Genomic DNA, 25,664 nt, shown 5'->3' on the forward strand with positions numbered 1-25,664 from the left:
GGAACAGAAGAGGACTTCTGTTCCGCTGCCTGTTTACTCAGAAACGACAAACGTTTTCTTGAAGTCTTCGATCGCTTTATTGAAATCTTCTTCGCTTGGAAGATCTTTCGTCGTGCGAATGTGCTCAAGGATATGCTGACCGTTTTGATCGAGCCATGCGAAAAATTCTTTTTCAAAGCGGCGAATGTCTTCTACCGGAATATCATCTAGGAATCCGCGCGTTAATGCGTAAATAATCGCTACTTGTTTTTCGACTGGAAGCGGCTCGTGCAATCCTTGTTTTAGCACTTCAACCGTGCGTGCACCGCGGGCAAGTTTTGCTTGCGTTGCTTTATCCAAGTCGGAACCGAATTGCGCGAACGCTTCAAGTTCACGGTATGCTGCTAAGTCAAGACGAAGCGTACCCGATACTTTTTTCATCGCTTTAATTTGCGCCGCACCACCGACGCGCGATACGGAAAGACCTGCGTTAATCGCTGGACGAACGCCGGCGAAGAACAAGTCTGATTGCAAGAAAATTTGCCCGTCTGTAATCGAGATAACGTTCGTTGGAATGTAAGCAGAGATGTCGCCTGCTTGCGTTTCAACGAATGGTAACGCCGTTAAGGAACCCGCACCTTTTGCGTCGCTCAATTTTGCCGCGCGCTCTAAGAGACGAGAGTGTAAATAGAAGACGTCCCCTGGATATGCTTCACGGCCTGGCGGACGACGTAGTAGAAGCGAAAGTTCGCGGTACGCAGCCGCTTGTTTCGATAAGTCGTCGTATACGACAAGCACGTGTTTTCCGTTGTACATGAAATATTCGCCCATCGTTACGCCCGCATATGGCGCTAAGAATAATAGTGGCGCTGGTTGTGATGCAGACGCTGTGACGACGATAGTGTAATCAAGCGCGCCATGTTTGCGCAACGTTTCGACGACGTTACGAACCGTTGATTCTTTTTGGCCGATCGCGACATAAATACAAATCATGTTTTGGTCTTTTTGGTTTAAGATCGTGTCAATCGCAACCGATGTTTTCCCTGTTTGGCGGTCACCGATGATCAACTCACGTTGTCCGCGACCGATCGGTACAAGGGCGTCAATCGCTTTAATCCCTGTTTGTAATGGCTCGTGTACCGATTTACGATCCATAACGCCCGGCGCTGGGCTTTCAATCGGACGAGTTTCTGTCGTTGCAATTGGGCCAAGACCATCAACTGGTTGACCTAATGGGTTCACGACGCGACCGATTAACGCTTCACCAACAGGCACTTCCATGATACGGCCTGTACGACGCACTTCGTCGCCTTCTTTAATGCCTGTGTACGGACCTAAAATAACGATACCGACGTTGTTTTCTTCCAGGTTTAGTGCCATTCCCATGACACCGTTTGCAAATTCCACGAGCTCCCCTGACATGACGTTATCAAGGCCATGAGCGCGCGCGATACCGTCACCGACTTGGATTACTGTACCTACATCGCTCACTTTGATTTCGGACTGATAGTTTTCAATTTGTTTTTTTATCAGCGCGCTAATTTCTTCAGCTCTGATGCTCATGTATTTCACCCCTATCTATAAATCTTCAGCCAATAAGTTGACGTTTGAGTCGTTCTAGTTTACCGCTGACGCTACCGTCGTAAATGCGGTTGCCAATGCGCAGCTTCACGCCGCCGATTAACGCTGGATCGACGATGTTATCGATATGAAGCGTTGTTTTACCTACTTTTTTCGCGAACACGTCGGCAAGCGCCTGTTTTTCCTCCTCGCTCAACGGACGAGCCGAGTAAACGGTCGCTTCCGCTACGCCGCGCGCTTCGTTCGCAAGGGCGATAAATTCGTCGGCAAGCTCTTGAACGATGCCGATGCGATGGCGGTCAAGCAACAAAAGCAACGTATTTTGCACAGGTGCTGACAGCGCTGCGAACGTTTCTTTTATTAACGCTTTTTTCTTTTCAAGCGATAGCTTCGGATGGGTCAACACGGCGAAAAAGTCTGGTTGATCCGCAAACACTTGCTGGACGACGCGAATTTCTGATTCGAACTGATCAAGGAGCTGCTGCTGTTGAGCGATTTGAAAAAGAGCCAATGCATACCGTTTCGCTACGACTTCTTTGTTCATCGCCCTTCTCCTACCTCATGAATATACTCTTGGATCAGCTTCGCTTGATCTTGCTCTGTCAATTCTTTTTCAATCACTTTCGATGCAATGAGTACGGATAAAGAAGCCACTTGCTCACGCAAAGCAGCGACTGCTTGCTCTTTTTCGCGCTCGATTTCTTTTTTCGCTGTTTCTTTTAAGCGCTCCGCTTCGGCGCGGGCAGCCGCAATGATTTGTTCTTTTTGCTCTTCGCCAAGCTTGCGGGCATTTTCGATGAGCGCTTGCGCTTCTTGACGCGATTGCTTCAATAACGCCCGTTGCTCTTCCGCTAGCTTTTTCGCTTCTTGATGATGCTTTTCTGCTTGTTCAATTTCATTAGCAATATGCTCTTCGCGTTGTTTCATAATGCCCATTAATGGACCGAACGCATATTTACGGAGCAATGCTAATAAGATTACGAACATAAGTAATTGGAAAATAATATCCCCGCTGTTAATTCCAGCATGTTGCTCGACAGCGCCTAGTAAAAACATATTCATACTTATTAACACCGCTTTTCACTCCCTTCAGCCGCTATGTTCAAAGCCGCTTTCCATGTGCATAAAGGAATGGCGAAGGTGATCGTCTGCACGAACTTCGCCATTATACATAAGTTATTTCATTATCTGTTCATGACGATGAATGAGATAACTACGCCGATGATCGGTAATGCTTCGACTAACGCTACCCCGATGAACATCGTTGTTTGAAGCACAGGGCGCAATTCTGGTTGACGAGCAATCCCTTCTACTGTACGACCTACGATTAAACCGTTACCGATACCAGCACCAAGTGCTGCTAAACCTACTGCAATGGCAGCTGCAATTAAATTCATTGTAAAAATCCTCCTTCGTCATTCATTCCATATTTTTATAGTGTTTAATGGTCTTGGCTGACTTTATGCGCCATGTAAACCATTGTTAACATTGTAAAGATAAATGCTTGGATAGAGCCAACGAAAATACTAAATGCCTGCCAGACCATCATCGGAATGGCCGCGCCGACTGCGCCGAACACTCCGCTTGTCCCAAGCCCGGCTAATAAGCCTAACAAAATTTCGCCTGCGAAAATGTTCCCGTAAAGACGCAACCCTAACGTTAACGTATTGGCAAATTCCTCAACGAGTTTGAGCGGGAACAAAAATGCCATCGGCTTAAAGTAATCAAGGCTGTACTCCTTGACCCCTTTCAGCTTGATGCCGTAGTAATGCGTTAATCCAACAATCATGACGGCCAGCGTCAACGTAATGGTCGGATCAGCCGTTGGCGACTTCCACCAAAGGGTATCCCCGACGCGGACGGAAAACGGCAGACCAAGCATGTTGGCAACGAAAATGTACATAATGAGCGTCGCACCGAGCGTTAAAAAGCGGCCGCCCGTATGCCAGTCCATCGTGCTGTTGATGATCCCTTTGACAAAATCAAGCACCCATTCCAAGAAGTTTTGCATTCCTGTCGGACGGAGTTGCAAAGATCTCGTCGCAGCGATGGCAATGATGAAGACGATCACGCTGGTGACCGTAATCATTAAAACGTTGGACAAGTTAAAGGTTAGTCCAAGAAACTCATAAAGCGGTGCTTTGTGCTCCAACCGTTCTCACCTCTCTTTCATGAAGGGTGTTTATTTTTGTGCAAAAGAAAATCTATTATAATGACAGCATAGGATGTCATTAATCCTATCACAACCGGGATAATGGAGAAGTATTGCGGGTATTGAACCGCGATCGCCGCCGCTAAAACAGCCGCCGCTAAGCGGGAAAACGTTCCGAGGGAACGAACTTTTTTTCCTTGAGCGACCGCTCGTCCGAATTTTGCGACCTTTCGAACCAGACTCCATAGTAAAAACAGACTGATCCCCGTTCCGAGCATCAGGCTCGCGAAAAGGGTTTTATAACTCGTAAACCCCCAACCTAACGTATATAACGACAACAAGTACAATATGTATTTTTGCTGCCTTTGCACCATTTGCTGCATGTCGTTACTCCTCTGGGAAATACTGACGGATTAAGCGAAACATCGCGTACACGCCCGCTGCAAGGCCAATGAACAGACCGATAATGAGAAAAAGCGGATCGGTGCCAAATTTTTTGTCCATCCATTTCCCACCGAAAATTCCAATTAAAACGGAGCCTACCAATTGCGAAACGATCGCCGACATTAAGCCGATCGCCTGAAAAGGATGGCGTTGTTTCGGAGGCATACACATCCATCCTTGTCTGAAAAATTTTTTACTTTAATCCTCATGAAAACCTTATCATTATATCCCCTGTAAGCATACAATAGGCACCGGTCAATGTCAACGTGTTTAGACAATAAATTAAAACAAATTATTAAGAATTTGTGACATTTGTTCATTTATTTTTTATGTAATTGTTGTATAATATAATATTTACTTTTTCGCGTTTTTCATGCAAAAACGCCAAACATCGTGGAAAGAATGCCTGGCGCTTGCATCATTTTATTATTTCGTCCCAAACAGACGGTCCCCTGCGTCGCCAAGCCCTGGAACGATATAGCCATGGTCGTTTAATTTTTCATCGAGCGCTGCGATATAAATGTCGACATCTGGATGCGCCTGCTTCACCGCCTCTACTCCTTCTGGGGCAGCGATTAAGCACATAAATTTAATGTTTTTCGCACCGCGCTTTTTCAAAGAAGTAATCGCTTCGACCGCGGAGCCACCTGTCGCTAACATCGGATCGACGACAATGAAATCGCGTTCTTCGACATCTGTTGGCAACTTCACGTAATATTCCACTGGCTTTAACGTTTCTGGGTCGCGGTATAGCCCAATATGACCGACTTTCGCCGCTGGGATCAGCTTTAAAATGCCATCGACCATGCCGATGCCGGCACGCAAAATCGGAATGATGCCAAGCTTTTTGCCGGCGATCACTTTTGATTTCGCTTTGCTCACCGGTGTTTCGATCTCGACTTCAGCCAACGGAAGGTCGCGCGTAATTTCAAACGCCATTAATGTCGCGACTTCTTCGACAAGTTCGCGAAATTCTTTCGTACCTGTTTGTTTGTCGCGAATGTATGTAAGTTTATGCTGAATGAGCGGATGATCAAATACGTATACTTTACCCATCTTTTCTCTCCTCTTTTCACATGCTTCATTTCTTTACATTTTACCGAAAAAACAATATCTGTTCAATAACAGTGGGTATTTGTCAAAAAATGGCCTCGTATCAACGGATACGAGGCGCGCTTTATTATGCGTAAAGCGGGAATTTGGCCGTTAGCGCAGCAACGCGACGGCGCGCTTCTTCCAGCTTTTCTGAATCGTCGCTATGTTTTAACGCGAGCGCGATGATGCTAGCAATTTCATCCATTTCCTCAAGACCGAAGCCGCGGCTTGTCACAGCGGCCGTACCAATGCGAATACCGCTTGTTACAAACGGGCTTTCTGGGTCGTATGGAATCGTGTTTTTATTTACAGTAATACCGATGTCGTCAAGCACTTTTTCCGCTATTTTTCCGGTTAGTTGCAACGAACGCAAATCGACGAGCAACAGATGGTTGTCCGTTCCACCGGATACGAGCGTAAATCCTTCTTTGACGAGCGCTTCCGCTAAACGTTTGGCGTTGTTCACGATGTTTTGCGCATACGTTTTAAAGCTGTCGCCCAACGCTTCACCTAATGCCACTGCTTTCGCTGCGATGACGTGCATGAGCGGACCACCTTGAATGCCCGGGAAAATCGCTTTGTCGATTTGTTTGGCGAATTCTTCTTTGCAAAGAATCATGCCGCCGCGCGGACCGCGCAACGTTTTATGCGTCGTCGTCGTTACAAAGTGCGCATACGGCACTGGATTCGGATGAAGACCTGCCGCAACAAGACCTGCGATGTGCGCCATGTCTACCATTAAATACGCACCGACTTCATCGGCAATTGCACGGAACCGGGCAAAATCAATGACACGCGGATAGGCGCTTGCACCGGCAACGATGAGCTTCGGTTTATGTAGGCGCGCTTTCTCTAATACGTCGTCATAGTTGATTTGGTGCGTTTCAGGATCGACGCCATACTCCACAAAATTGTACTGCATGCCGCTAAAGTTGACTGGACTGCCGTGCGTTAGGTGTCCTCCGTGCGATAAATTCATGCCGAGCACTGTATCGCCATGGTTTAAAATCGTAAAGTATACCGCCATGTTCGCTTGCGCACCGGAATGCGGCTGAACGTTCACATGCTCTGCGCCAAACAGTTGCTTCGCCCGCTCGCGCGCCAAATCTTCCACGACGTCCACATGTTCGCAACCTCCATAATAGCGGCGACCTGGATATCCTTCCGCATATTTGTTCGTTAACACCGAGCCTTGCGCCTCCATCACCGCCCGGCTAACAAAGTTTTCCGACGCAATCAATTCAATTTTCGTTTGCTGTCTTTTTAATTCCTCTTGAATGGCTTGAAACACTTGCGGATCTTGCTGTGGCAAGTAGTTCATCACGAGCTCCCCCTTTTTCGAAATATGAGAATATTCTTTTCTATTTTACCAACATTTCGGTGAATGATTCAAAGAAAAAGTGAACAAAATCACGAAAAAGTACATGAAGCATTCGGATTTTCCTTTGAATACACGGCCCGAGCGCCGCCGATCAGCTTCGGCCGCGTTTTCGCTAGCGTTACATGAGCGTGCCCGATTTGTCGGATCGATGTGCGAACAGGCACCGCCACATGCTTTAAATGCATGCCAATCAACGTATCTCCAATGTCAATGCCAGCATCCGCTTTCACAAATTCGACGACAACCGGATCGTTCATTTCGTTGTAGGCATACTCTGCCATCGCCCCTCCGGCGGAACGCACCGGAATGACGGAAACGATCTCCAACTGTTTCGCCAGCGCGGTTTCTTTTTCCACGACAAGCGCGCGGTTTAAATGCTCGCAACATTGAAACGCCAGCTGAACACCGGTGTCATCGCGCCATTTTTTTAATTCGGAAAAAATCATTTCCGCCACGTCGGTTGAGCCAGCCGTGCCGATTTTTTTTCCGATCACTTCGCTCGTGCTACAGCCGATGACGAGCAAATGCTCAGCAGAAAGGGGAGCCTGCTGTTTAAATTCCGCCAAAATTGTCTGCCATTGTTGCTTCCACTCGGAGAGCATTGCGATTCCCCCTATTTTTGTTCGTACTGATGAATTTTGTTGACGCGGTTGGCATGGCGGCCGCCTTCAAATTGTGTCGTCAGCCATACTTTCGCAATTTCCCGCGCCAAGCCTGGACCGATGACACGCTCACCCATCGCTAAGACGTTGCTGTCGTTATGTTCGCGCGTCAATCGAGCGCTGTATACGTCATGAACGAGCGCACAGCGCACGCCTTTCACTTTATTAGCGGCGATCGACATGCCAATTCCTGTGCCGCAAATTAAAATGCCGCGGTCAACTTCTCCACTTGCGACTTTTTCTGCCACCGGAATCGCGTAATCCGGGTAATCGACCGATCCTTCGCATTCACAGCCGAGGTCGATGTACTCGACCCCCATTTCCTCCATGAGTTGTTTAATCTCTTGGCGAATTCGAATACCGCCATGATCAGATGCAATCGCTACTTTCACCGTTTGTTCCTCCTTGTTCGATAAAATAAAAGCCGCCTTTCTTTTTATTGTAATGGGAAAAGGCGGCTTTTTCATCATTTTGTGCAAAAACTATCGATTGTATTTTTTAGTTTTTTTGCTTGTTCGGCTAATTGTCCTGCTAGTTCGTTGACGTGGTGAATCATTTCGGTCTGCTCTTGTGTGGCAGCAGTGACTTGAAGCGCTCCTGCCGATGTTTCTTCGGCGATGGCTGCTACTTCTTGCGACTGAATCGATGTTTTTTCGATATGCTTCATTTGTTCTTTCACTAATTCCGCTATTTGGTGAACGGAAGCAGCAACTTCATGAATCGAATTTGTCATTTCGATAATGGCTTCGTTCGTATCGTTTCCTTTTGCCGCCTCTTCGTTTGCTGCTTTTACTTGGGCGTTAATTTGCGCAACGACGTGCACGACTTCTTTTTGAATATTTTGAATTAATTCAGAAATCCCTTGCACCGCTCGCGCACTTTCATCCGCGAGTTTCCGCACTTCTTCGGCAACGACGGCAAATCCTTTGCCGTGTTCGCCTGCGCGTGCTGCTTCAATTGACGCATTGAGCGCCAAAAGGTTCGTCTGTCCAGCGATGTCGCCGACGAGCGAAATGATGTTTTCGACTTCTTTGGCATGTTGTTCTAAGCGGCGCACCGCGCTTAATGACGCTTGGTTGTCTTTCGCGAGTTGCTGAATGCCATTGACGAGCGAGTCGATGACTTCTTTGCTTGTATGAAGTGTTTCGACCATATCAGTCGCTAATTGCTCGGATTGCTCGGCTTTTTTCTGCACTTCGTTGGCGATATGGAGCACATCTTCGACCGACTCCGCCGTCGTTTGCATCGACACTGCCGAGTCGTTCGCCCCTTTTGAAATTTCTTCAATCGTTTGCGCGATGCTTTGCGAGCGTTCGACCGCTATGCTTGAAGCGCTCGTAATTTCGACTACTTTTTCATTCGTTAACGCAAAGTTTTCCTCGATGTTTCGCACCATCGTCCGCAAGTTCTTTAACATGTCGTTAAACGCCAAGCCGACCGCGCGAATTTCATCATCCGATTTCGAAAGAGGGACGTCTTCGTCGATTTGTCCGTTCGCCGCCTTCATCGCCGCTTGCTCCAGCTGCTTTAGCGGGCGCGTAATAAACCCGGCGGCGACGTAAGCGAGTACCCCTGACCAAAAAATGCCAAGAAATAAAATGATGACCGTAAATAAGCTTTTGTTAAATGTGCTGAAAAATAAATCATAAAATACATAAATAAACAACGCGCTCGTTGAGTACGTAATGAGTGCTAAAATCGTCGTGAAAATAACGAGCTTTAGCCGCAAACTAAACTTGTGTTTCTCCTTCATTTCCCTTCTCCCCCTGTAGCTGTGGAATCAACTGCCCGATCAGCTGCTCCAACTCTTCTCGTGTTTGCCGATACACATCGACCGAACCGCCGAACGGATCAAGCACATCCCCTTCTTGTCCTATTGCAAATTCTTTTAGTGTAAACGTTTTCCCTTTTGCTTCCGGAAAGCGGCTAATAACGTGCTGCTTATGCCCAACGGTCATCGTTAACACGTACGTTGCCCATTCGATATCGTCTTCCGTCAATAACGATGAGCGGTGCGACGTGTCAATCCCTTTTTCCGCTAGCACCGTTTTCGCATGTTCCGAAGCATCGCCACCGTCCATCGCAAAGACGCCGGCTGATTTCACTTCTACATGCGGCAGCTGCTTGCTTTTTAATAGCGCTTCCGCCATCGGACTGCGGCATGTGTTTCCTGTGCAAACAAACAAAATGCGAACCGGCATAGTCTCCTCCTTGTCCGTCAAAGATTCATACCATTATTATATGGAAATCGAGGGGGAAAGTATAGTGGAAAAAAGGCAGCGCCTTAGGCGTGTTGATTAACCATTAAAAACAAGTAGATATCGCCTGATTCCTAGCTTTTCTGCCGTAGTCAGCAAGCAGTTCGCTTGTCCTCCTCCAACAAGGAACGCTTTGTAGGAAAATGACATTTGCCGACTGGCGTTCTTGTTCGAGGAAAGAGGCAGAAAAGCTTTTGTTTACCCATAGTATTCTATGCTTTCAGTAAAATAATGGATAATAAATATTTGTGACCACACCTCGCTGCCTTTAGATCGGAAATAGTAGCTTTATGCCGAACATAAATAAAATGCTGCCGCCGAGCATTTCCCCGTAAATGCCGAGCCATTTTTGGAAGCGGCGGCCTAAAAGCAGTCCAAGCCACGTAAGCCACATGCTAAAAAACCCGAACAAAAAAATCGTCACCAACGTACGCGCCCCATAAATCCCAAGGCTCAACCCAACGGAAAAGCTATCAAGGCTGACGCTTAAGGCAAAAAAAAGGAGTCCGATTCCGACCGGGGAGATGAGCGGGTCGCTTTCACGTTTGAAGGAAGTCACGATCATTTGCACACCTAATATAAGTAAGAGCGCACCACCAATGTAGGAAGCGATGCCGCTAAACTGTTCGGATAAAAATCGGCCGACCATCATGCCTAATAGCGGCATGACAATATGAAAAACGCCAATCGTAAAGCCGATATAAAACATTTGCTTCAGGCGCAAACGAAAAAAGCCCATGCCTAACCCGACGGAAAAGGCGTCCATCCCTAGCGCAAACGCCATCATGCATAGCGTCATCAATTCCCCAATCATCGCATTCCCTCCCCGGACTTGCCTTATTTGTACCATATGCACGTCCGGAGCGATTTAGAATAGGATCTGTTAGCTTTCCGTAATGACCCGTTGTCCTGCTGCTTTCTTTAGCCGGTTCATTATTGCCTCCCCAATGCCGATGGTCGGGAAGCTTTCGCTATAAATGAGATTGACATCCGTTTCGTCAAACGCCCGCAACGTGTCGTACAATTGACGAGCAACGGTAGACAAATCAGAACGATTGCCACACGCGAAGACAACATCGGCACGATACATCGTTTGCCGATCGCTCGTCGTGAGCACCCCAACTTTTTTTCCTTGCGCACGCGCGTTGTCAATAAGTTGCTGGAAAAATGCAGGCGAGCCGTCCACGATGACTAACGGAGCGTTTGGCGCGTAGTGCGTATATTTCATTCCTGGCGATTTCGGTGGCTGCTTTTCATCGGTGAGCGCTGCATCTGCGGCGACACGACCAATGACTTGTTCTAATTGTTCTTTTGTGACTCCACCTGGACGTAAAATCGTCGGGATGTCGGTCGTGCAATCAAGCACCGTCGATTCGACGCCAACTCCTGTTTCTCCGCCATCGACAATGCCGGCAATTTTGCCGTGCAAATCATCCCATACGTGCTTGGCGCTCGTCGGGCTCGGTCTCCCAGAACGATTGGCGCTCGGTGCCGCAATCGGCAAGCCGCTTTCGCGAATGAGCGAAAGCGCCACTGGATGGGCTGGCATCCGCACCGCTACCGTCGGAAGTCCTGCGGTTACCGCATCAGAAATATTGCCTTTCTTTTTTAACACAAGCGTCAATGGTCCTGGCCAAAACCGCTCGATAAGCGTCTTAGCGACGGGTGGAATAGATGCGATGGCTTCTAGCTGGGCAAATTCTGCAATATGCACAATGAGCGGATTGTCGCTCGGACGGCCTTTTGCGTCAAAAATTTTTTTCACCGCCGCTGTGGATAACGCGTTCGCTCCCAGCCCATACACCGTTTCGGTCGGAAAAGCAACGACTTCGCCCGCGCGCAGTAGCGCCGCTGCCTGTGAAATTTGTGGACAACTATCATTTATGTCCACAAAATTATCCACACGCCATTGTTTCGTTTCCATTTTGTTCACCTCCATTACGCTCGATATGACGGGATATAACAAAGCACTCGCTTCACGCAAGCAAAATTATCCACATTTTGTTGATAACTATCAATTTTTTGTTTATAACTTTGTGGATACGATTGATTTTGTCCACAATATCCACTATTCCATAAGTTTATCCCATAGTTCTTTCCACAAAAACTTCACATGTACGGCTCGTTCTTGTTCCTCGTTAACTACTAAAGGTGATGATTCCGGAGTTGGTGCGGAAACGGCCGTCGATACCGGTTGCGGCTCGTTTGGTTCGTTTTTCGCCACCGCTTCTCCGTTAGAAAAATCAAGAAAGCACAACGGCGGAAACAACACGCACCACCAATTTGCCCCTTTTCCGTCACCAAGCGTAATTAATACGGCCTCATATTGCCCCGCAGGATAAATGTAGTTCCCGTAAATTTTTGTTGGAAAATGAACGTTGCCAAATTCGACGTGGAACGATTGGTTGCTTTTTTCTTTTTGCAACACTTCCGCTACCGTTTGTTCAATCGCTGGCAAATGGGCTTGGATGACTTGTTTTGCTTCGGCAAATGACGTTAAGTTTTCGACCCATTCGTTAATTTGCGCATTAACCGCATCGCGCACTTTTCGTTTCAGCGCTTGGTCTTTGGCAGAGTCGCTATTGGCTAAAATGCGGAGCCGAATCGCTTCGTTTGGAATCATCACTTGCGCATTCGCCCCTGCTTCCGTTTGCTGACCGTACACATTGACAAACACGCCAGTCATTAACAATACGATATATAAAATAATACCAATTTTATTTTTGTTCATATCGTTGCACCGTCCTTTCACTATGTCAGTGTGGACAGCGCAACATCTTTTTAAACTAGCAATCTAAAAAAATTTTAGAAGTTATGGCGTTATTTCCGCAAACACCATCCGGTCTTTTCCGTTAATGTCGTAAGCGATATCCACCACAGCATAAGGGAACGTCTGTGAAAGCAAGCGGGCGACTGCCTCTCCTTGACCAGCGCCGATTTCAAACGCAACGAGCGCCCTTTCCTTTAGCACAAGCGGCAATTCGTCCATGAAACGGCGGTAAAAGAAAAGCCCATCCGCCCCACCGACAAGCGCTTGCCGCGGCTCTTTTTGCACAATTGGGGAAAGTGAAGCGATGTCCTGTTCTGGAATATATGGCGGATTCGATACGACAACATCGACGCGGCAGTTCGCTTCGATGAGTGGCTGCAATAAATCGCCGCACAAACATTGGACGGGCGCCCCCAAACGGCGCGCGTTTTCGCTAGCAACGAGAAGCGCGTCGTTCGAAATATCAATCGCACGAACATATAGCGATTCGTTTTCTAACGCAAGCGTCACCGCAATCGCGCCGCTTCCTGTTCCGACATCAACGACATCGAGGGTTTGCGACTTAGGAAAAAGACGGGCGATTCGTTGGAGCACTCCTTCGACTAGTTCTTCGGTTTCCGGCCGTGGGATAAGAACGGCAGGAGTGACGAGAAATTCCCGCCCGTAAAACGTTTCAGAGCCGATTAAATATTGGACGGGAATATGCTCATATACATGCTTTTTTAAGTCGGCAATGACCGCTCGTTCGATTTTTTCGTCCAGTTCCTCGCGCAAATTGGCGAATAGTTGCGCCCGCGTCATACGCAAATGATGGCACAATAATAGCTCGGCGACACGCTCTTCTTTTTCATGCGCTTTTAAAAAAGAAGAAGCCCAGTGAAGGACTTCGTAGTTACGCTTCATTCGCTTGCTCCAGCTTTTTCGATTGGTCGTCTAAAATGAGCGCATCGATAATTTCGTCGAGCTTTCCTTCTAATATTTGGTCGAGCTTTTGCAACGTCAACCCGATACGGTGGTCGGTGACGCGGTTTTGCGGGAAGTTGTACGTGCGAATGCGCTCGGAGCGGTCGCCCGTGCCGACGGCTTGCTTGCGTGTTTGGTCGTATTCGGCACGCGCTTCTTGCTGGTATTTGTCGTAAATGCGGGCGCGCAATACTTTCATCGCTTTTTCTTTGTTTTTAATTTGCGATTTTTCGTCTTGGCATGAAACGACGATGCCGGTTGGAATGTGTGTCAAACGAACGGCTGACATCGTCGTGTTAACGCTTTGTCCACCCGGTCCGCTTGATGCGAACGTATCGACGCGAATATCTTTTTCGTGAATTTCGACTTCGACTTCTTCCATTTCCGGCAAGCAAGCAACGGTCGCTGTCGATGTATGAATGCGGCCGCCCGATTCCGTTTCTGGCACGCGCTGGACGCGATGGGCGCCGTTTTCAAACTTCAGTTTCGAATACGCTCCCTTTCCTTGCACCATAAAAATAATTTCTTTATAGCCGCCCAATCCTGTCGGGCTTGCCTCGATGACTTCTGTTTTCCATCCTTGCGATTCGGCATAGCGCGTATACATGCGGTACAAGTCACCGGCGAACAATGCCGCCTCTTCACCGCCAGCCGCCCCGCGAATTTCCATAATAACGTTTTTGTCATCGTTCGGGTCTTTTGGAAGCAAGAGTACTTTTAGTTTTTCGACAAGCGCTTCTTCCCGCTCTTCTAGTTCGCTAATTTCCTCTTTCACCATCTCGCGCATCTCTGCGTCCAATTTTTCCTCTAACATCGCTTTTGCATCAAGAAGCTGCTCGCGAACAGATTTATATTCCCGATACGTAAGCACCGTTTCTTCTAAATCGGACTGCTCTTTCGAATAGTCCCGAAGTTTTTTTGGATCGTTAATCACTTCTGGATCCATTAACAACTGGTTCAACTTTTCATAACGCTCTTCTACTGCTTGAAGACGGTCAAACACACTCATTCACCTCTACCTTTGTCCATGCACAGTCTAATTTCTAATTATACTACAATTTAAGGAAAGGAGAAAGGTCGGAATCGTTTGTGACAATTTTGTGAAAAAAATGCCGTTCATTCGGACAAAAGTGCCGAAATTTCGGCATCTTTTTCTACCAAGCCTTTTATTTTTTTATTTTTTTGAATTGGCACACTTTTTGCATTTTAAAATAGGTGAACCGACAAATTTTTTGAAAGGGGATAGGGAGAATGAAAGCAGCAGTTGTTCACGAGTTCAAACAAAAGCTTCGAATCGAGGAGGTCGAAAAGCCGACACTAGAGTATGGCGAGGTGCTTGTCAAAATCGAAGCTTGCGGCGTCTGCCATACCGATTTGCACGCTGCCCATGGGGACTGGCCGGTCAAACCGAAACTTCCGCTCATTCCTGGGCATGAAGGGGTAGGAGTTGTAGTGGAAGTGGGCGAAGGGGTAAAATCGCTAAAAGTTGGCGATCGCGTTGGCATTCCGTGGCTATATTCGGCGTGCGGCGAATGTGAATATTGTTTAAGCGGACAAGAAACGCTTTGTCCACACCAATTAAACGGTGGGTATTCCGTCGACGGCGGCTATGCCGAATATTGCAAAGCGCCAGCTGATTATGTAGCACGCATTCCAGAAAACCTCGATCCAGTCGAAGTCGCACCGATTCTTTGCGCGGGGGTTACGACATATAAAGCATTGAAAGTATCGAATGCCAAACCAGGCGACTGGGTTGCGATTTACGGCATCGGCGGGTTAGGGCATATCGCACTGCAATACGCTAAAGCGATGGGATTCAACGTCGTTGCTGTCGATATTAGCGATGACAAAGCAGAGCTAGCCACGAAACTGGGAGCAGATATCGCTATCAACGGGTTAAAAGAAGACCCAGTCGCAGCGATTCAAGAAAAAGTAGGCGGTGTCCAAGCTGCCATTAGCGTCGCTGTAACGAAAAAAGCGTTCGAACAAGCCTATCGCTCCATTAAACGCGGTGGATGCCTCGTCGTTGTCGGCTTGCCGCACGATGAATTGCCAATTCCAATTTTCGATACAGTCTTAAATGGTGTGACGGTGAAAGGGTCAATCGTTGGCACAAGAAAAGATATGCAAGAAGCGTTAGATTTTGCCGCGCGCGGAAAAGTTCGCCCAATCGTGGAAGCGGTTCCATTAGAAAAAATTAATGATGTGTTCGAGAAAATGGAAAAGGGACAAATTAACGGCCGCATCGTTTTAACGATGTAACAATTTAGGGTGTCCCTCTTCGGGACATCCTAGCGAAAAAACAAGGGGGAGTTTACGTGATTTACAGCCAACCGGGAGAAAAAGACGCAAAAGTCCAATTTAAAAAGCGATACGATAACTATATTAACGGGGAATGGGTGCCGCCTATTTCCGGGCAATATTTTGCAAATATTACGCCTGTAACCGGAGAAGTATTTTGCGAAGTCGCCCGCTCGCAAGCCGAAGACATCGAACTAGCGCTCGATGCCGCTCATGCAGCAAAAGAGGCGTGGGGAAAAACATCGCCGGCAGAAAGAGCGTTCATTTTAAACAAAATTGCAGACCGCATGGAAGAAAATTTAGAAATGCTAGCCGTCGCAGAAACGTGGGATAATGGCAAACCAATTCGCGAAACGTTAAACGCCGATTTGCCGCTGGCCATCGACCATTTCCGTTACTTTGCTGGCGCGATTCGTGCTCAAGAAGGAACGATTAGCCAATTGGACGATGATACCGTCGCCTACCATTTCCACGAGCCGCTTGGCGTTGTCGGGCAAATTATCCCATGGAACTTCCCGTTATTAATGGCGGCGTGGAAAATTGCCCCTGCGCTCGCTGCTGGAAACTGCATCGTGCTAAAACCAGCCGAACAAACGCCCGCATCGATTATGGTGCTGCTGGAGTTGATTGGCGACTTGCTGCCGCCTGGCGTGCTTAACGTCGTCAATGGCTTTGGGCTTGAAGCCGGAAAGCCGTTAGCCTCCAGCCCGCGCATCGCCAAAATCGCCTTTACCGGCGAAACGACGACCGGTCGTTTAATTATGCAATATGCGTCGCAAAATATTATCCCAGTGACGCTTGAGTTAGGGGGAAAATCGCCGAATATTTTCTTCCCAGACGTTATGGAAGCAGACGACGACTTTTTCGATAAAGCGATTGAAGGATTTGTCATGTTCGCCTTAAACCAAGGGGAAGTGTGCACATGCCCTTCTAGAGCGTTAATTCACGAATCGATTTATGAGGCGTTTATGGAACGGGCGCTCGAGCGCGTTCAAAACATTAAAACAGGAAACCCGCTCGACACGACTACGATGATGGGGGCGCAAGCTTCATCGGAGCAAATGGAGAAAATTCTTTCGTATATCGATATCGGAAAACAAGAAGGGGCGCAATGCCTCATCGGCGGGGAAAGAAATGTGATCGCCGGCTTGGAAAATGGCTACTATATTCAACCGACGGTCTTTAAAGGCCATAATAAAATGCGGATTTTCCAAGAAGAAATTTTCGGTCCGGTCGTATCGGTGACGACGTTCAAAGACGAAGCCGAAGCGCTCGACATTGCTAATGATACGTTATACGGGCTCGGCGCAGGCGTATGGACGCGCAACATTAACCGTGCGTACCGATTCGGACGAGGCATTCAAGCAGGCCGCGTCTGGACGAACTGCTATCATTCATATCCAGCGCACGCGGCGTTTGGCGGCTATAAAATGTCCGGCATCGGCCGTGAAACACATCATATGATGCTAACACACTATCAACAAACGAAAAATATACTCGTTAGCTACAATCCGAAAGCATTGGGCTTCTTCTAAAGCGCAAGGGACTGGCCTTATTTTTGGTCAGCCCCTTTTTCTTTTAATAAATACCTCAATTTCCGCACCGTAATGTTGAGCCGCTCGGCTGTTTCTTTTCGGTTGCCAATCGTTTCTTTTAACGTTTTCATGACAAAGGCACGTCCGATCGTTGTTTCTAACTCCTTTACTAACGACAGCACATATTCTAAATCTACAGATTCATTTTTTTTCCATAACGATAAAATATCATTTATCCATTCGTGCAAATACGTCTCCAAATCTGTGTCGCTCGTCTTTTTTCCGACTATCGGCATCGAAGTGTGCGAAGTTTTCAGCTTTTCCGGAAGGTATGGCGGGGTAATAATCGCTGTTTCCCCTTCCGCTAATGTCACCGCTCGCTTGATGACGTTAAATAACTCTCTTACATTGCCTGGCCAATGGTATTGGCCCATATAAGCAAGGCTTTCTTCTGAAAACGATAGCGGCGAGTGTAATTTTTTTAAGAAATAGTCGACAAGCAGCGGCAAATCTTCTAGCCGTTCACGAAGCGGTGGGATCGTTAGTTTTACGACATCCAATCGATAAAGCAAATCTTCGCGAAACGTTTTTTCTTCTACGGCTTTTGCCAAATTCACATGCGATGCGGCAATAATACGCGTATTCGTTTTGCGCACTGCTTCGCCGCCAACACGAATATACTCTCCCGTTTCTAGCACGCGCAACAGCTTCACTTGCGTTGCTAGAGAGGCTTCCCCGATTTCATCTAAAAACAGTGTGCCGCGATTGGCGATTTCGAACATGCCCTTTTTTTCTTTTACCGCCCCTGTAAACGCCCCCTTTTCATGGCCGAACAATTCGCTCTCCAACAACGTTTCTGAAACAGCCCCGCAATTGATGCCGATAAACGGCTGGTCGTAGCGCATGCTCGCACTATGAATAAAATGGGCAAGCACTTCTTTCCCTGTCCCTGTTTCCCCTTCGATAAGCACGTTCACGTTTTTTTTCGCAATTTTATAGGCAAGCTTTAACAAGTCATTCATTTCTTTATTTGTTCCGACGATAAACCCGAGCGTTTCCGCTAGCTTGTACATGTCGTTTTGGGCAGAAGTAGCACCGCTTTGCAACAGCCCGTCAATCAATTGCTCTAGTTGGTCAATGTCATCAAACGGCTTTTCGACATAGTCGCTCGCCCCATATTTAATCGCTTCTACCGCCGTTTTTACCGTGCTATAACCTGTCATCACGACCGCTTTGCAAGCAGGAAGGGAAAGCTTTAGCTGTTTTAACAAATCTAACCCGTTCGTATCCGGCAATTTCACGTCGATTAACGCCAAGTCAAAGCGATGCTGGCGAATGAGGTTGGAAAAATCTCTTCCGCTAAACCCAAGCGTCACGTGATATCCTTTTTCTTCTAGTAGGTGGCGAAAAAAAGTGCCGACTTCACGCTCGTCGTCGATAACTAAAATATCGTACATCTAACCTCTCCTTTCTTCTTTCGCCGGCAATTTTAACCGAAATTCGCTTCCTTCGCCGAGCTCGCTACTGACTTCAATCGTTCCGCCGTGGGCTTGTGCGATTCCTAAACTGACGGACAACCCAAGTCCGGTTCCTTTCCCTGGCCGCTTTGTCGTAAAAAACGGGTGAAAAATTTCTTGTAAATGCTGCTCGCTAATTCCTTTTCCGTTATCTTTAACGCATAAAACGACCCATCGCTTTTCTGCCTCGGTGACTAGTTTTGTTTCAATAGTAATCGTTTTCTTTTCGTCCTCTATTTCTTCTAGCGCATCTTTTGCGTTAATTAAAAGGTTTAAAATAATTTGCCCGATTTGTTGAATGTTTCCTTCGATTAGTTCGAGCGAATCATCTAGTTGCTTTTGAATCGTAATATTTTGTTTTTGAATTTGATCGCCGATGAACCCTAATACTTGCTCAACCGCCTCGTTAATGGAACATTCTTCAAACATGTATTCATCTTGTCGCGAAAACGTCAATAAATTTTGAATGATCGTTTTGCACCGCTTTCCGCACGAGTAGATGTCCGATAGCAGCTTGTAAGAGCGTTCATCTTTCATCGTTCGCAACAACAGCTGGGTATTTCCAAGAATCGCCGTCAGCGGATTGTTCAGTTCATGCGCAATGCCCGCTGCCATTTCCCCAATGGCGGCAAGTTTCCCGGATTGAACGAGCTGGGCTTCGATTTGCAGCCTTTCGGTAATGTCATTAATATACATAATAACCGCATACATCTTTTGCTGTTCGTTCCATACAGGATACGAGTGCAGTTCGCAGACGCGTTGCTGAATATGCAGGTGTCGGTGCACTGGTTTTTTCGTTTCTATATTTTCGATAATCGGGCTTTCACTCGGTTCAATCCCTAGCAGTTGGCAAATGTTTGTTTGTTGTACATCAGAAAAAAACGTTTTCACTGCGTCGTTGTACCGCAAAATATTTCCGTCTAAGTCAACGACGAAAATCATCTCCGAAACGGCGCGAAACGTTTCTTCCCATTCTTTTTTGCTCGTTAATACTTCATTGTAAAGGCGAGCATTTTCGATGCAAACAGCTAGTTGGTCGCCGAACTGTTGAAAAAACGAAAGGTCTGCTTCGTCATATGCAACGATTTCTTTGCTTCCGATGCTTAAGACGCCAATCACTTGGGTTTTACGCATGAGCGGAATAAACAGCACGCTCTGAATGCCTAGTGCTTCGTACACAGTTGTTTCAATAAACGCCGGTTCTTTTTGTACTTCATAAAAAATTTTTTCAAGCGATTGAATCGCTTTCCAATACAGTGAACGTTCTTTCGGCAGCACAAACCCTACGGGAAAATAGAGGGCATGTGCTGGATAGACGTTCGTTAAAATAAGCTGCTCTTGTTCGTATAGTGATAAACTTATTCTTGCGAGCGGAAAAATTTCTTTTAGTTTGTCGAACGTGTTTTTGAGCATATCGTCCATCGACATATTGATATTAAAGCTTTTCGTGATGTCGTTAATAATTTCTAGCTGCATATTTTTCTTTTTTAATTCCGTGACCATTTTTTTTAGTTCCGTATAATAGCTGCGCTTCGAAGATTGTACACCGGTTAACATGTTGATCAGTTGTTGCCGCTCGTTCATCTTTACCATGCCTTTCTGAATAGTTCCTCAATGTCTTCGACTGTGACGTCCCGTGGGTTCGTAATCATGCACGCATCATGAAAAGCAACAACGCTCATTTGCCGTAGTTCGTCTTGTTCGACGCCGATATCGGCTAACCGTTGCGGTGCACCGATGTCGATGGCGAGCTGCTTTACGTAGTCAATCGCTTTTTTGCCTGCTGCCATCGCGGAAAGCCCGCGAGTATCAATGCCAAGAAAAAGGGCAATATCGGCAAATTTTTTTGGATTGGCTAACAAGTTGTATTCCATGACGTACGGCAGCAAAATGGAATTCACATCTCCGTGAAGAAGGTTATATTTTCCGCCTACAGCATGCGACATTGCATGAACCGCACCTAAAATAGCGTTGGAAAAAGCTAACCCTGCCTGCAAGCTAGCCATCGCCATATTTGTTTTCGCTTCTTCGTTCATTTTCGACGCTACGGAAGGGCGTAAATATTCAGCGACGAGGGAAATGGCGTTTTTCGCTTGTACGTCCGTTAACGGTGTCGCCGCTAAGCTGACGTACGCTTCAATGCCGTGTGTTAATACGTCAAGCCCTGTCGAAGCCGTTAAATGGGCGCTTTTTGTCGATAACGTTTCCGGATCAATGATGGCAATATCAGGAATAAGTGAACGGGAAATGATCGTCATCTTTTTCTTCTCCTTCATATCAACGATGACGGAAAATTGCGAAACTTCCGAGCCTGACCCTGCCGTTGTCGAAACCATCACTTGCGGCGGGAGCGGATGATGAATTTTGTCGACTCCTTCATAATCATGAATTCGCCCGCCATTAGTCGCTAAAATAGCTATCGCTTTTGCCACATCAATCGGACTTCCTCCACCGATTCCGATAATCGCATCGCATTCGTTTTCGATATAGATGCGGCACCCTTTTTCTACTTCGCTATCTTTCGGGTTAATCGTAACGTCATAAAATGTCGTATACTGTAGCCCCGCTTGCCGGCAACTTTCTACGACTACATCAAGCCAACCAGCAGCGATGACGCCCGGGTCGCTAACGATAAGTACGTTCGTTGCACCAAGCCGCAAACAACTTTCCCCTACTTGCTGAATCGAACCTTTTCCGAAAATCACTTCCGGCATGACAAATTTATGAATGTTCATATGTACGCCCCTTACCAATAATCTTTCTTTTATTGTATAACTATTAAGAAATTTTTGTCTATTTTATTGTGAACGAAGCAAATAAAAACGCCCTTTACACAGGGCGTGATTAGTCGAGGCGGACGTGAATGTTGTACGTCGGGATCGCTTTTGTTAATAGTTCGTACAGCTTCGTTCGGTCGGTTTGTCTTTGGTGGGACGAGCGATTCGGCGGGGCATCGACGGTCACCCACATGTCGCTTCCGTTCATCCATACCGATTGGGCACGATAGTTTTTATATTGTTCGACAACTTGCACCGCTTTTTGGACGACTGCGCGGTCGTTGGCACTGCCGTCCGTTAAACTAATGAAGTTCGGATTTTGGTTTGTCTTCTCTGGGTCGTCGAAATGGTTATAGATACGGTCGACATCCGGACGCGCTTCGTTTGCGGTCATTAGCTTTCTTCCGTTGCGGTCTTCGTTTTGCGCATGGTATTGCGAATCGGTCGGGTTTAATGTACACGCAGCGAGAAATAACGGAAAAACTAGAAATAAGCGCTTCATGTTGATCGCCTCCTCGCTGCTAGTTTTCCCGTTAGGCAAAAAAATATCGGCAGAAGAATATGACAGTTGTTTTTTCGCATGCCAAAAAACCGAACAGCTAGCTGCTTTGCCTGTTTGTCGGCAAGCAGCCGTGTTCGGTTCCGTCAAAAAGGGAATTCGTTTTTCATTTAACACGTGCCATCAACAAGTCGTTTGTCCGTTTTTCTGAAGGTGATGTTCGGTTGGTTTATCTGGCACTTCGTGGTGATGGCGGCAACGCGGCTCATACGATTCACTTGCGCCGACTAAAATAATCGGGTCATGGTAAGAAGCTGGCTGGCCGTTAATCAACCGCTGCGTCCGGCTTGCCGGCGAACCGCAAACTGTGCACACCGCTTGCAATTTCGTCACTGATTCGGCAATCGCCATTAACGTCGGCACCGGTCCGAACGGCTCTCCGCGAAAATCTTGGTCGAGTCCGGCCACAATGACGCGATAACCGCGATCAGCTAACGTTTGTACGACATCGACAATTTGTTCATCAAAAAATTGGATTTCGTCGATGGCAATGACATCGGTTTGTTCCGATATGTACGTAAAAATTTCTTTCGCTGAATGCACCGGAATCGCAATCACAGACGTTCCGTTATGGGAAACGACTGCTTCCTCGCTATACCGGTTATCAATTGCCGGTTTAAATACTTTCACGTCTTGCTTGGCAAACGTCGCACGGCGCACACGGCGAATGAGTTCTTCCGATTTGCCGGAAAACATGCTTCCGCAAATCACTTCCAACCAGCCTGATTGTGTCATGACATACATGAGGGCGTCCCCTTTCTTCCCAACATTCCATAAAAAGCGCATCGTCCCGATGGACGCTATATTCGTAAACAGTGAAAAAACAGGCAAGGGAACATGTTCGCTTGCCTGTTTTTTGCTTACTTAAGGCCATATTTTTTGTTGAATTTATCAACACGTCCTGCCGCAGAAGCGAATTTTTGACGTCCTGTGTAGAATGGATGGCACTCTGAGCAAATCTCTACGCGCACTTCATTTTTCACAGAGCCGCTTTCGAACTCGTTTCCACAAGCACATTTTACGGTCACTTTTTTGTAATCTGGATGGATTCCTGCTTTCATTCTCTTTCATCTCCTTCCGCCCTGAATCGTTTCGAAACAGAGTTTTTCTATCGTTGTAAGTAGCTTCATCGTTTAAACACACATGACAAAATTATAACAAGGGCAAAGGGGTTTTGCAACTAGTTATTTTCTATTCCCCATACTTTTCCATTCCTCATCCAACAGCGCAAAAAATTCTTCGTTGGATTTTGTTTGCCGCAGTTTGTTTAAAAATCGGTCGATAAAGTCTGGGGTATCGGACATCGTTTTGCGAATCGCCCATAATTTTTCCAAATGTTCGCGCGGAATGAGCAACTCTTCTTTCCGCGTGCCGGAGCGGCGAATATCGATCGCTGGAAAAATACGACGTTCTGCGAGCGAACGGTCGAGGTGCAACTCCATGTTGCCCGTTCCTTTAAACTCTTCGTAAATGACATCGTCCATGCGCGAGCCTGTATCGACAAGCGCGGTCGCTAAAATCGTTAAGCTGCCGCCTTCTTCAATGTTGCGCGCAGCACCGAAAAACCGTTTCGGACGGTGAAACGCAGCGGGGTCAATCCCCCCGGAAAGAGTGCGACCGCTCGGCGGGATGACTAAGTTGTACGCCCGCGCTAAGCGCGTAATGCTATCCATCAAAATCACGACATCGCGCTTATGCTCGACAAGGCGCATCGCCCGCTCTAATACAAGTTCTGCGACTTTAATATGGTTTTCCGGCACTTCGTCAAACGTCGAGCTGACGACATCGCCTTTAACCGAACGCTCAATGTCTGTCACTTCCTCCGGACGTTCGTCAATTAATAGCACAATCAGTTCTACATCTGGATGGTTCGTCGTAATGCTATTGGCAATTTCTTTTAACAGCATCGTCTTTCCTGCTTTTGGCGGTGCGACGATTAAGCCGCGCTGCCCAAACCCAACTGGGGCAATTAAATCAATAATGCGCGTCGATAATTTGTCCGACGTCGTTTCTAGCTTCATTTGCCGGCTTGGGTAAAGCGGGGTCAACGCTGGGAAATGCACGCGTTCTTTCGCAATTTCTGGGTCTTCTCCGTTCACTGCTTCTACATGCAATAAGCCATAATAACGCTCGTTTTCTTTCGGAGGACGTACTTTTCCTGATACTTTATCGCCGTTACGCAAATCAAAGCGGCGAATTTGCGATGCGGAAATATAAATATCTTCCGTGCTTGGTGAGTAGTTAATTGGACGTAAAAAACCGAATCCTTCCGATTGGATAATTTCGAGGACGCCTTCCATAAACATGAGTCCATCTTGTTCTGCCCGTGCTTTTAAAATCGCGAAAATAAGCTCTTTTTTCGTTAGTTTGCTGTAGTACGAAATTTTATATTGCCGAGCAAGCTCGTACAACTCTTTTAGTTTCATATTTTCTAATACGGAAATCGTTAATTCCATTTCAACACCACGCTTTTACTATTTTTCTGTCCCATGTCTACCAAATGGATCACATAAAATGATGGGATAAAGAAGATCATGAAGGTTTACTCATTTTTAAGAAGCAACAAATCGCAGAGCTTATTTTGTGCACACACAGCACGATTATTTTACCCTTTTTCGTATTTTTTAATCAATATATTTTTTTTCGCATTCTACTAAATCGGCGAAAAAGTGAAAAACAAGCGAGGGCGATGGTGGGAGTAGCCCTCGCTTGCCATTTTATGGCTTAATGACTAAATGCGGTTTTTTCTTCAAGCTATGGCGTCCGTCGATAAAACGAACCGTTCCCGATTTCGCACGCATAACGACCGAGTGTGTCTCCCCGTAAGAGCCTTTAAATTGCACGCCGCGCAACAATTCGCCATCGGTCACTCCTGTAGCTGCAAAAATGGCATCGTCACCTTTTACTAAATCCTCCATACGCAACACTTTGTTGACGTCAAGCCCCATTTTTTTGCAGCGTTCAAGTTCCGCATCGTTTTGCGGAAGGAGCTTTCCTTGAATTTCTCCGCCTAAACATTTAAGCGCCACTGCCGCCAACACGCCCTCTGGCGCCCCGCCAGAACCAAATAAAATATCGACGCCTGTATGGTCAAATGCGGTATTAATCGCTGCGGCGACGTCGCCGTCGTTAATGAGCTTAATGCGTGCGCCTGCTTCGCGCAACTCAGCGATAATTCGTTCATGGCGCGGACGGTTTAGCACAATTGCCACCACATCTTCGACATCTTTATTTTTCGCTTTCGCAACCGCTTTCAAATTGTCGATAATCGGTGCGTTAATGTCGATCATGCCGACCGCTTCCGGCCCAACGGCGATTTTGTCCATATACATATCCGGGGCATGAAGCAAATTCCCGTGATCCGCTACCGCCACTACCGCTAGGGCGTTCCAACCTCCTGACGCGACGATGTTCGTCCCTTCTAACGGATCGACGGCTACATCGACACGTGGACCGTAGCCGTTTCCAAGCTTTTCGCCGATATATAACATCGGCGCCTCATCCATTTCCCCTTCGCCGATGACGACCGTTCCTTTCATCGGAATCGTATCGAACACATCTCGCATCGCAGACGTCGCTGCTCCATCTGCCTCATCTTTTCTGCCGCGTCCCATCCAGCGCGCCGCGGCTAGCGCGGCTGCTTCGGTGACGCGAACGAGCTCCATCGATAAACTTCTTTCCATCGTAACT

Annotated in this window: 28 protein-coding genes; 2 read left to right on the forward strand and 26 right to left on the reverse strand. The window is 47.0% G+C overall.

The genetic code is table 11. The features are described from left to right. Nucleotides 1-33: 33 nt before the first annotated feature. The 18 genes from atpA to prfA form a co-directional block, all read right to left on the reverse strand. On the reverse strand, nucleotides 34-1,542 hold the full coding sequence (gene atpA / locus M4I42_RS00345) for a F0F1 ATP synthase subunit alpha (protein ID WP_183183291.1): 1,509 nt from the start codon (nucleotides 1,540-1,542) through the stop codon (nucleotides 34-36). A 25-nt stretch (nucleotides 1,543-1,567) separates the two neighbouring features. Continuing rightward, nucleotides 1,568-2,104, reverse strand: a complete 537-nt coding sequence (locus tag M4I42_RS00350) for a F0F1 ATP synthase subunit delta (RefSeq protein ID WP_268850293.1) — start codon at nucleotides 2,102-2,104, stop codon at nucleotides 1,568-1,570. Continuing rightward, nucleotides 2,101-2,622 carry a F0F1 ATP synthase subunit B gene (gene atpF, locus M4I42_RS00355; protein ID WP_442864057.1) on the reverse strand — a complete coding sequence of 174 codons (522 nt, stop codon included), beginning with the start codon at nucleotides 2,620-2,622 and terminating at the stop codon, nucleotides 2,101-2,103. Before atpF ends, M4I42_RS00350 begins: the two co-directional genes overlap by 4 nt. A gap of 122 nt (nucleotides 2,623-2,744) precedes the next feature. Beyond that, nucleotides 2,745-2,957 (reverse strand): F0F1 ATP synthase subunit C, encoded by a 213-nt coding sequence (gene atpE / locus M4I42_RS00360; RefSeq protein ID WP_017436872.1) that lies wholly within the window; start codon nucleotides 2,955-2,957, stop codon nucleotides 2,745-2,747. A 44-nt stretch (nucleotides 2,958-3,001) separates the two neighbouring features. After that, complete coding sequence (gene atpB / locus M4I42_RS00365) at nucleotides 3,002-3,712, reverse strand: F0F1 ATP synthase subunit A (RefSeq protein ID WP_268850294.1); 711 nt, start codon at nucleotides 3,710-3,712, stop codon at nucleotides 3,002-3,004. A 17-nt stretch (nucleotides 3,713-3,729) separates the two neighbouring features. Then, a complete protein-coding gene (locus M4I42_RS00370; RefSeq protein WP_268850295.1) occupies nucleotides 3,730-4,095 on the reverse strand; it encodes an ATP synthase subunit I in 366 nt (121 codons plus the stop codon). Nucleotides 4,096-4,099: 4 nt separating this feature from the next. Further along, on the reverse strand, nucleotides 4,100-4,321 hold the full coding sequence (locus tag M4I42_RS00375; protein WP_268850296.1) for an AtpZ/AtpI family protein: 222 nt from the start codon (nucleotides 4,319-4,321) through the stop codon (nucleotides 4,100-4,102). A gap of 261 nt (nucleotides 4,322-4,582) precedes the next feature. Further along, nucleotides 4,583-5,212: a uracil phosphoribosyltransferase gene (gene upp / locus M4I42_RS00380; RefSeq protein ID WP_268850297.1), complete on the reverse strand. Its 630-nt coding sequence runs from the start codon at nucleotides 5,210-5,212 to the stop codon at nucleotides 4,583-4,585. A gap of 124 nt (nucleotides 5,213-5,336) precedes the next feature. Continuing rightward, entirely contained in the window at nucleotides 5,337-6,572 is a 1,236-nt protein-coding gene (gene glyA / locus M4I42_RS00385; RefSeq protein WP_268850298.1) for a serine hydroxymethyltransferase, read from the reverse strand. An 89-nt stretch (nucleotides 6,573-6,661) separates the two neighbouring features. Then, nucleotides 6,662-7,234 carry a TIGR01440 family protein gene (locus M4I42_RS00390; RefSeq protein ID WP_268850299.1) on the reverse strand — a complete coding sequence of 191 codons (573 nt, stop codon included), beginning with the start codon at nucleotides 7,232-7,234 and terminating at the stop codon, nucleotides 6,662-6,664. Between the two features lie 11 nt (nucleotides 7,235-7,245). Then, complete coding sequence (gene rpiB / locus M4I42_RS00395; protein ID WP_268850300.1) at nucleotides 7,246-7,686, reverse strand: ribose 5-phosphate isomerase B; 441 nt, start codon at nucleotides 7,684-7,686, stop codon at nucleotides 7,246-7,248. A gap of 74 nt (nucleotides 7,687-7,760) precedes the next feature. Continuing rightward, entirely contained in the window at nucleotides 7,761-9,047 is a 1,287-nt protein-coding gene (locus M4I42_RS00400; protein WP_268850301.1) for a methyl-accepting chemotaxis protein, read from the reverse strand. Further along, entirely contained in the window at nucleotides 9,025-9,495 is a 471-nt protein-coding gene (locus M4I42_RS00405) for a low molecular weight protein arginine phosphatase (RefSeq protein ID WP_268850302.1), read from the reverse strand. The genes M4I42_RS00400 and M4I42_RS00405 overlap by 23 nt, the downstream gene beginning before the upstream one ends. Nucleotides 9,496-9,820: 325 nt before the next feature. Beyond that, nucleotides 9,821-10,366, reverse strand: coding sequence for a manganese efflux pump MntP (locus M4I42_RS00410; protein WP_268850303.1), 546 nt, complete (start codon nucleotides 10,364-10,366; stop codon nucleotides 9,821-9,823). 69 nt (nucleotides 10,367-10,435) lie between these two features. Continuing rightward, the gene (locus M4I42_RS00415; protein ID WP_268850304.1) at nucleotides 10,436-11,476 is read right to left on the reverse strand and encodes an L-threonylcarbamoyladenylate synthase; all 1,041 of its coding nucleotides are present in this window, start codon (nucleotides 11,474-11,476) and stop codon (nucleotides 10,436-10,438) included. A 144-nt stretch (nucleotides 11,477-11,620) separates the two neighbouring features. After that, nucleotides 11,621-12,283, reverse strand: coding sequence for a stage II sporulation protein R (gene spoIIR / locus M4I42_RS00420; RefSeq protein WP_268850305.1), 663 nt, complete (start codon nucleotides 12,281-12,283; stop codon nucleotides 11,621-11,623). 81 nt (nucleotides 12,284-12,364) lie between these two features. After that, nucleotides 12,365-13,225 carry a peptide chain release factor N(5)-glutamine methyltransferase gene (gene prmC / locus M4I42_RS00425; RefSeq protein ID WP_268850306.1) on the reverse strand — a complete coding sequence of 287 codons (861 nt, stop codon included), beginning with the start codon at nucleotides 13,223-13,225 and terminating at the stop codon, nucleotides 12,365-12,367. After that, on the reverse strand, nucleotides 13,215-14,288 hold the full coding sequence (gene prfA, locus M4I42_RS00430) for a peptide chain release factor 1 (protein WP_268850356.1): 1,074 nt from the start codon (nucleotides 14,286-14,288) through the stop codon (nucleotides 13,215-13,217). The genes prmC and prfA overlap by 11 nt, the downstream gene beginning before the upstream one ends. Before the next feature lie 248 nt (nucleotides 14,289-14,536). Here prfA and adhP point away from each other — a divergent pair, with 248 nt between their 5' ends. Beyond that, nucleotides 14,537-15,547, forward strand: coding sequence for an alcohol dehydrogenase AdhP (adhP, locus tag M4I42_RS00435; RefSeq protein WP_183183276.1), 1,011 nt, complete (start codon nucleotides 14,537-14,539; stop codon nucleotides 15,545-15,547). Between the two features lie 56 nt (nucleotides 15,548-15,603). Then, nucleotides 15,604-17,121 carry an aldehyde dehydrogenase gene (adh, locus tag M4I42_RS00440; RefSeq protein ID WP_268850307.1) on the forward strand — a complete coding sequence of 506 codons (1,518 nt, stop codon included), beginning with the start codon at nucleotides 15,604-15,606 and terminating at the stop codon, nucleotides 17,119-17,121. A gap of 17 nt (nucleotides 17,122-17,138) precedes the next feature. Here the strand turns inward: adh and M4I42_RS00445 are convergent, their stop codons facing one another. From M4I42_RS00445 to glpX, 8 genes are all read right to left on the reverse strand, one after another. Beyond that, the gene (locus M4I42_RS00445; protein ID WP_268850308.1) at nucleotides 17,139-18,578 is read right to left on the reverse strand and encodes a sigma-54-dependent transcriptional regulator; all 1,440 of its coding nucleotides are present in this window, start codon (nucleotides 18,576-18,578) and stop codon (nucleotides 17,139-17,141) included. Continuing rightward, nucleotides 18,579-20,222, reverse strand: a complete 1,644-nt coding sequence (locus M4I42_RS00450; protein ID WP_268850357.1) for a sensor histidine kinase — start codon at nucleotides 20,220-20,222, stop codon at nucleotides 18,579-18,581. It abuts the gene before it with no gap. 2 nt (nucleotides 20,223-20,224) lie between these two features. Further along, nucleotides 20,225-21,373 carry an iron-containing alcohol dehydrogenase gene (locus M4I42_RS00455; RefSeq protein ID WP_268850309.1) on the reverse strand — a complete coding sequence of 383 codons (1,149 nt, stop codon included), beginning with the start codon at nucleotides 21,371-21,373 and terminating at the stop codon, nucleotides 20,225-20,227. A gap of 109 nt (nucleotides 21,374-21,482) precedes the next feature. After that, nucleotides 21,483-21,917, reverse strand: a complete 435-nt coding sequence (locus tag M4I42_RS00460) for a hypothetical protein (protein WP_268850310.1) — start codon at nucleotides 21,915-21,917, stop codon at nucleotides 21,483-21,485. Nucleotides 21,918-22,097: 180 nt separating this feature from the next. After that, entirely contained in the window at nucleotides 22,098-22,718 is a 621-nt protein-coding gene (locus tag M4I42_RS00465) for a thymidine kinase (RefSeq protein ID WP_268850311.1), read from the reverse strand. Between the two features lie 116 nt (nucleotides 22,719-22,834). After that, nucleotides 22,835-23,035 (reverse strand): 50S ribosomal protein L31, encoded by a 201-nt coding sequence (gene rpmE, locus M4I42_RS00470; protein ID WP_183183269.1) that lies wholly within the window; start codon nucleotides 23,033-23,035, stop codon nucleotides 22,835-22,837. A 123-nt stretch (nucleotides 23,036-23,158) separates the two neighbouring features. Continuing rightward, a complete protein-coding gene (rho, locus tag M4I42_RS00475; protein ID WP_183183268.1) occupies nucleotides 23,159-24,430 on the reverse strand; it encodes a transcription termination factor Rho in 1,272 nt (423 codons plus the stop codon). Nucleotides 24,431-24,691: 261 nt separating this feature from the next. Continuing rightward, the gene (gene glpX / locus M4I42_RS00480; protein WP_183183267.1) at nucleotides 24,692-25,657 is read right to left on the reverse strand and encodes a class II fructose-bisphosphatase; all 966 of its coding nucleotides are present in this window, start codon (nucleotides 25,655-25,657) and stop codon (nucleotides 24,692-24,694) included. Between the last annotated feature and the right edge of the window lie 7 nt (nucleotides 25,658-25,664).

Source organism: Anoxybacillus sp. J5B_2022, assembly GCF_026847645.1.
Lineage (GTDB): Bacteria > Bacillota > Bacilli > Bacillales > Anoxybacillaceae > Anoxybacteroides.

Bases quoted from the DNA above. Each gene is read 5' to 3' on its own strand.
- atpA (WP_183183291.1), bottom strand. From the start codon at position 1,542: ATGAGCATCAGAGCTGAAGAAATTAGCGCGCTGATAAAAAAACAAATT.
- M4I42_RS00350 (WP_268850293.1), bottom strand. From the start codon at position 2,104: ATGAACAAAGAAGTCGTAGCGAAACGGTATGCATTGGCTCTTTTTCAA.
- atpF (WP_442864057.1), bottom strand. From the start codon at position 2,622: ATGAATATGTTTTTACTAGGCGCTGTCGAGCAACATGCTGGAATTAAC.
- atpE (WP_017436872.1), bottom strand. From the start codon at position 2,957: ATGAATTTAATTGCAGCTGCCATTGCAGTAGGTTTAGCAGCACTTGGT.
- M4I42_RS00370 (WP_268850295.1), bottom strand. From the start codon at position 4,095: ATGCAGCAAATGGTGCAAAGGCAGCAAAAATACATATTGTACTTGTTG.
- M4I42_RS00375 (WP_268850296.1), bottom strand. From the start codon at position 4,321: ATGCCTCCGAAACAACGCCATCCTTTTCAGGCGATCGGCTTAATGTCG.
- upp (WP_268850297.1), bottom strand. From the start codon at position 5,212: ATGGGTAAAGTATACGTATTTGATCATCCGCTCATTCAGCATAAACTT.
- glyA (WP_268850298.1), bottom strand. From the start codon at position 6,572: ATGAACTACTTGCCACAGCAAGATCCGCAAGTGTTTCAAGCCATTCAA.
- M4I42_RS00390 (WP_268850299.1), bottom strand. From the start codon at position 7,234: ATGCTCTCCGAGTGGAAGCAACAATGGCAGACAATTTTGGCGGAATTT.
- M4I42_RS00400 (WP_268850301.1), bottom strand. From the start codon at position 9,047: ATGAAGGAGAAACACAAGTTTAGTTTGCGGCTAAAGCTCGTTATTTTC.
- M4I42_RS00405 (WP_268850302.1), bottom strand. From the start codon at position 9,495: ATGCCGGTTCGCATTTTGTTTGTTTGCACAGGAAACACATGCCGCAGT.
- M4I42_RS00410 (WP_268850303.1), bottom strand. From the start codon at position 10,366: ATGATTGGGGAATTGATGACGCTATGCATGATGGCGTTTGCGCTAGGG.
- M4I42_RS00415 (WP_268850304.1), bottom strand. From the start codon at position 11,476: ATGGAAACGAAACAATGGCGTGTGGATAATTTTGTGGACATAAATGAT.
- spoIIR (WP_268850305.1), bottom strand. From the start codon at position 12,283: ATGAACAAAAATAAAATTGGTATTATTTTATATATCGTATTGTTAATG.
- prmC (WP_268850306.1), bottom strand. From the start codon at position 13,225: ATGAAGCGTAACTACGAAGTCCTTCACTGGGCTTCTTCTTTTTTAAAA.
- adhP (WP_183183276.1), top strand. From the start codon at position 14,537: ATGAAAGCAGCAGTTGTTCACGAGTTCAAACAAAAGCTTCGAATCGAG.
- M4I42_RS00445 (WP_268850308.1), bottom strand. From the start codon at position 18,578: ATGTACGATATTTTAGTTATCGACGACGAGCGTGAAGTCGGCACTTTT.
- M4I42_RS00450 (WP_268850357.1), bottom strand. From the start codon at position 20,222: ATGAACGAGCGGCAACAACTGATCAACATGTTAACCGGTGTACAATCT.
- M4I42_RS00455 (WP_268850309.1), bottom strand. From the start codon at position 21,373: ATGAACATTCATAAATTTGTCATGCCGGAAGTGATTTTCGGAAAAGGT.
- M4I42_RS00460 (WP_268850310.1), bottom strand. From the start codon at position 21,917: ATGAAGCGCTTATTTCTAGTTTTTCCGTTATTTCTCGCTGCGTGTACA.
- M4I42_RS00465 (WP_268850311.1), bottom strand. From the start codon at position 22,718: ATGTATGTCATGACACAATCAGGCTGGTTGGAAGTGATTTGCGGAAGC.
- rpmE (WP_183183269.1), bottom strand. From the start codon at position 23,035: ATGAAAGCAGGAATCCATCCAGATTACAAAAAAGTGACCGTAAAATGT.
- rho (WP_183183268.1), bottom strand. From the start codon at position 24,430: ATGGAATTAACGATTTCCGTATTAGAAAATATGAAACTAAAAGAGTTG.
- glpX (WP_183183267.1), bottom strand. From the start codon at position 25,657: ATGGAAAGAAGTTTATCGATGGAGCTCGTTCGCGTCACCGAAGCAGCC.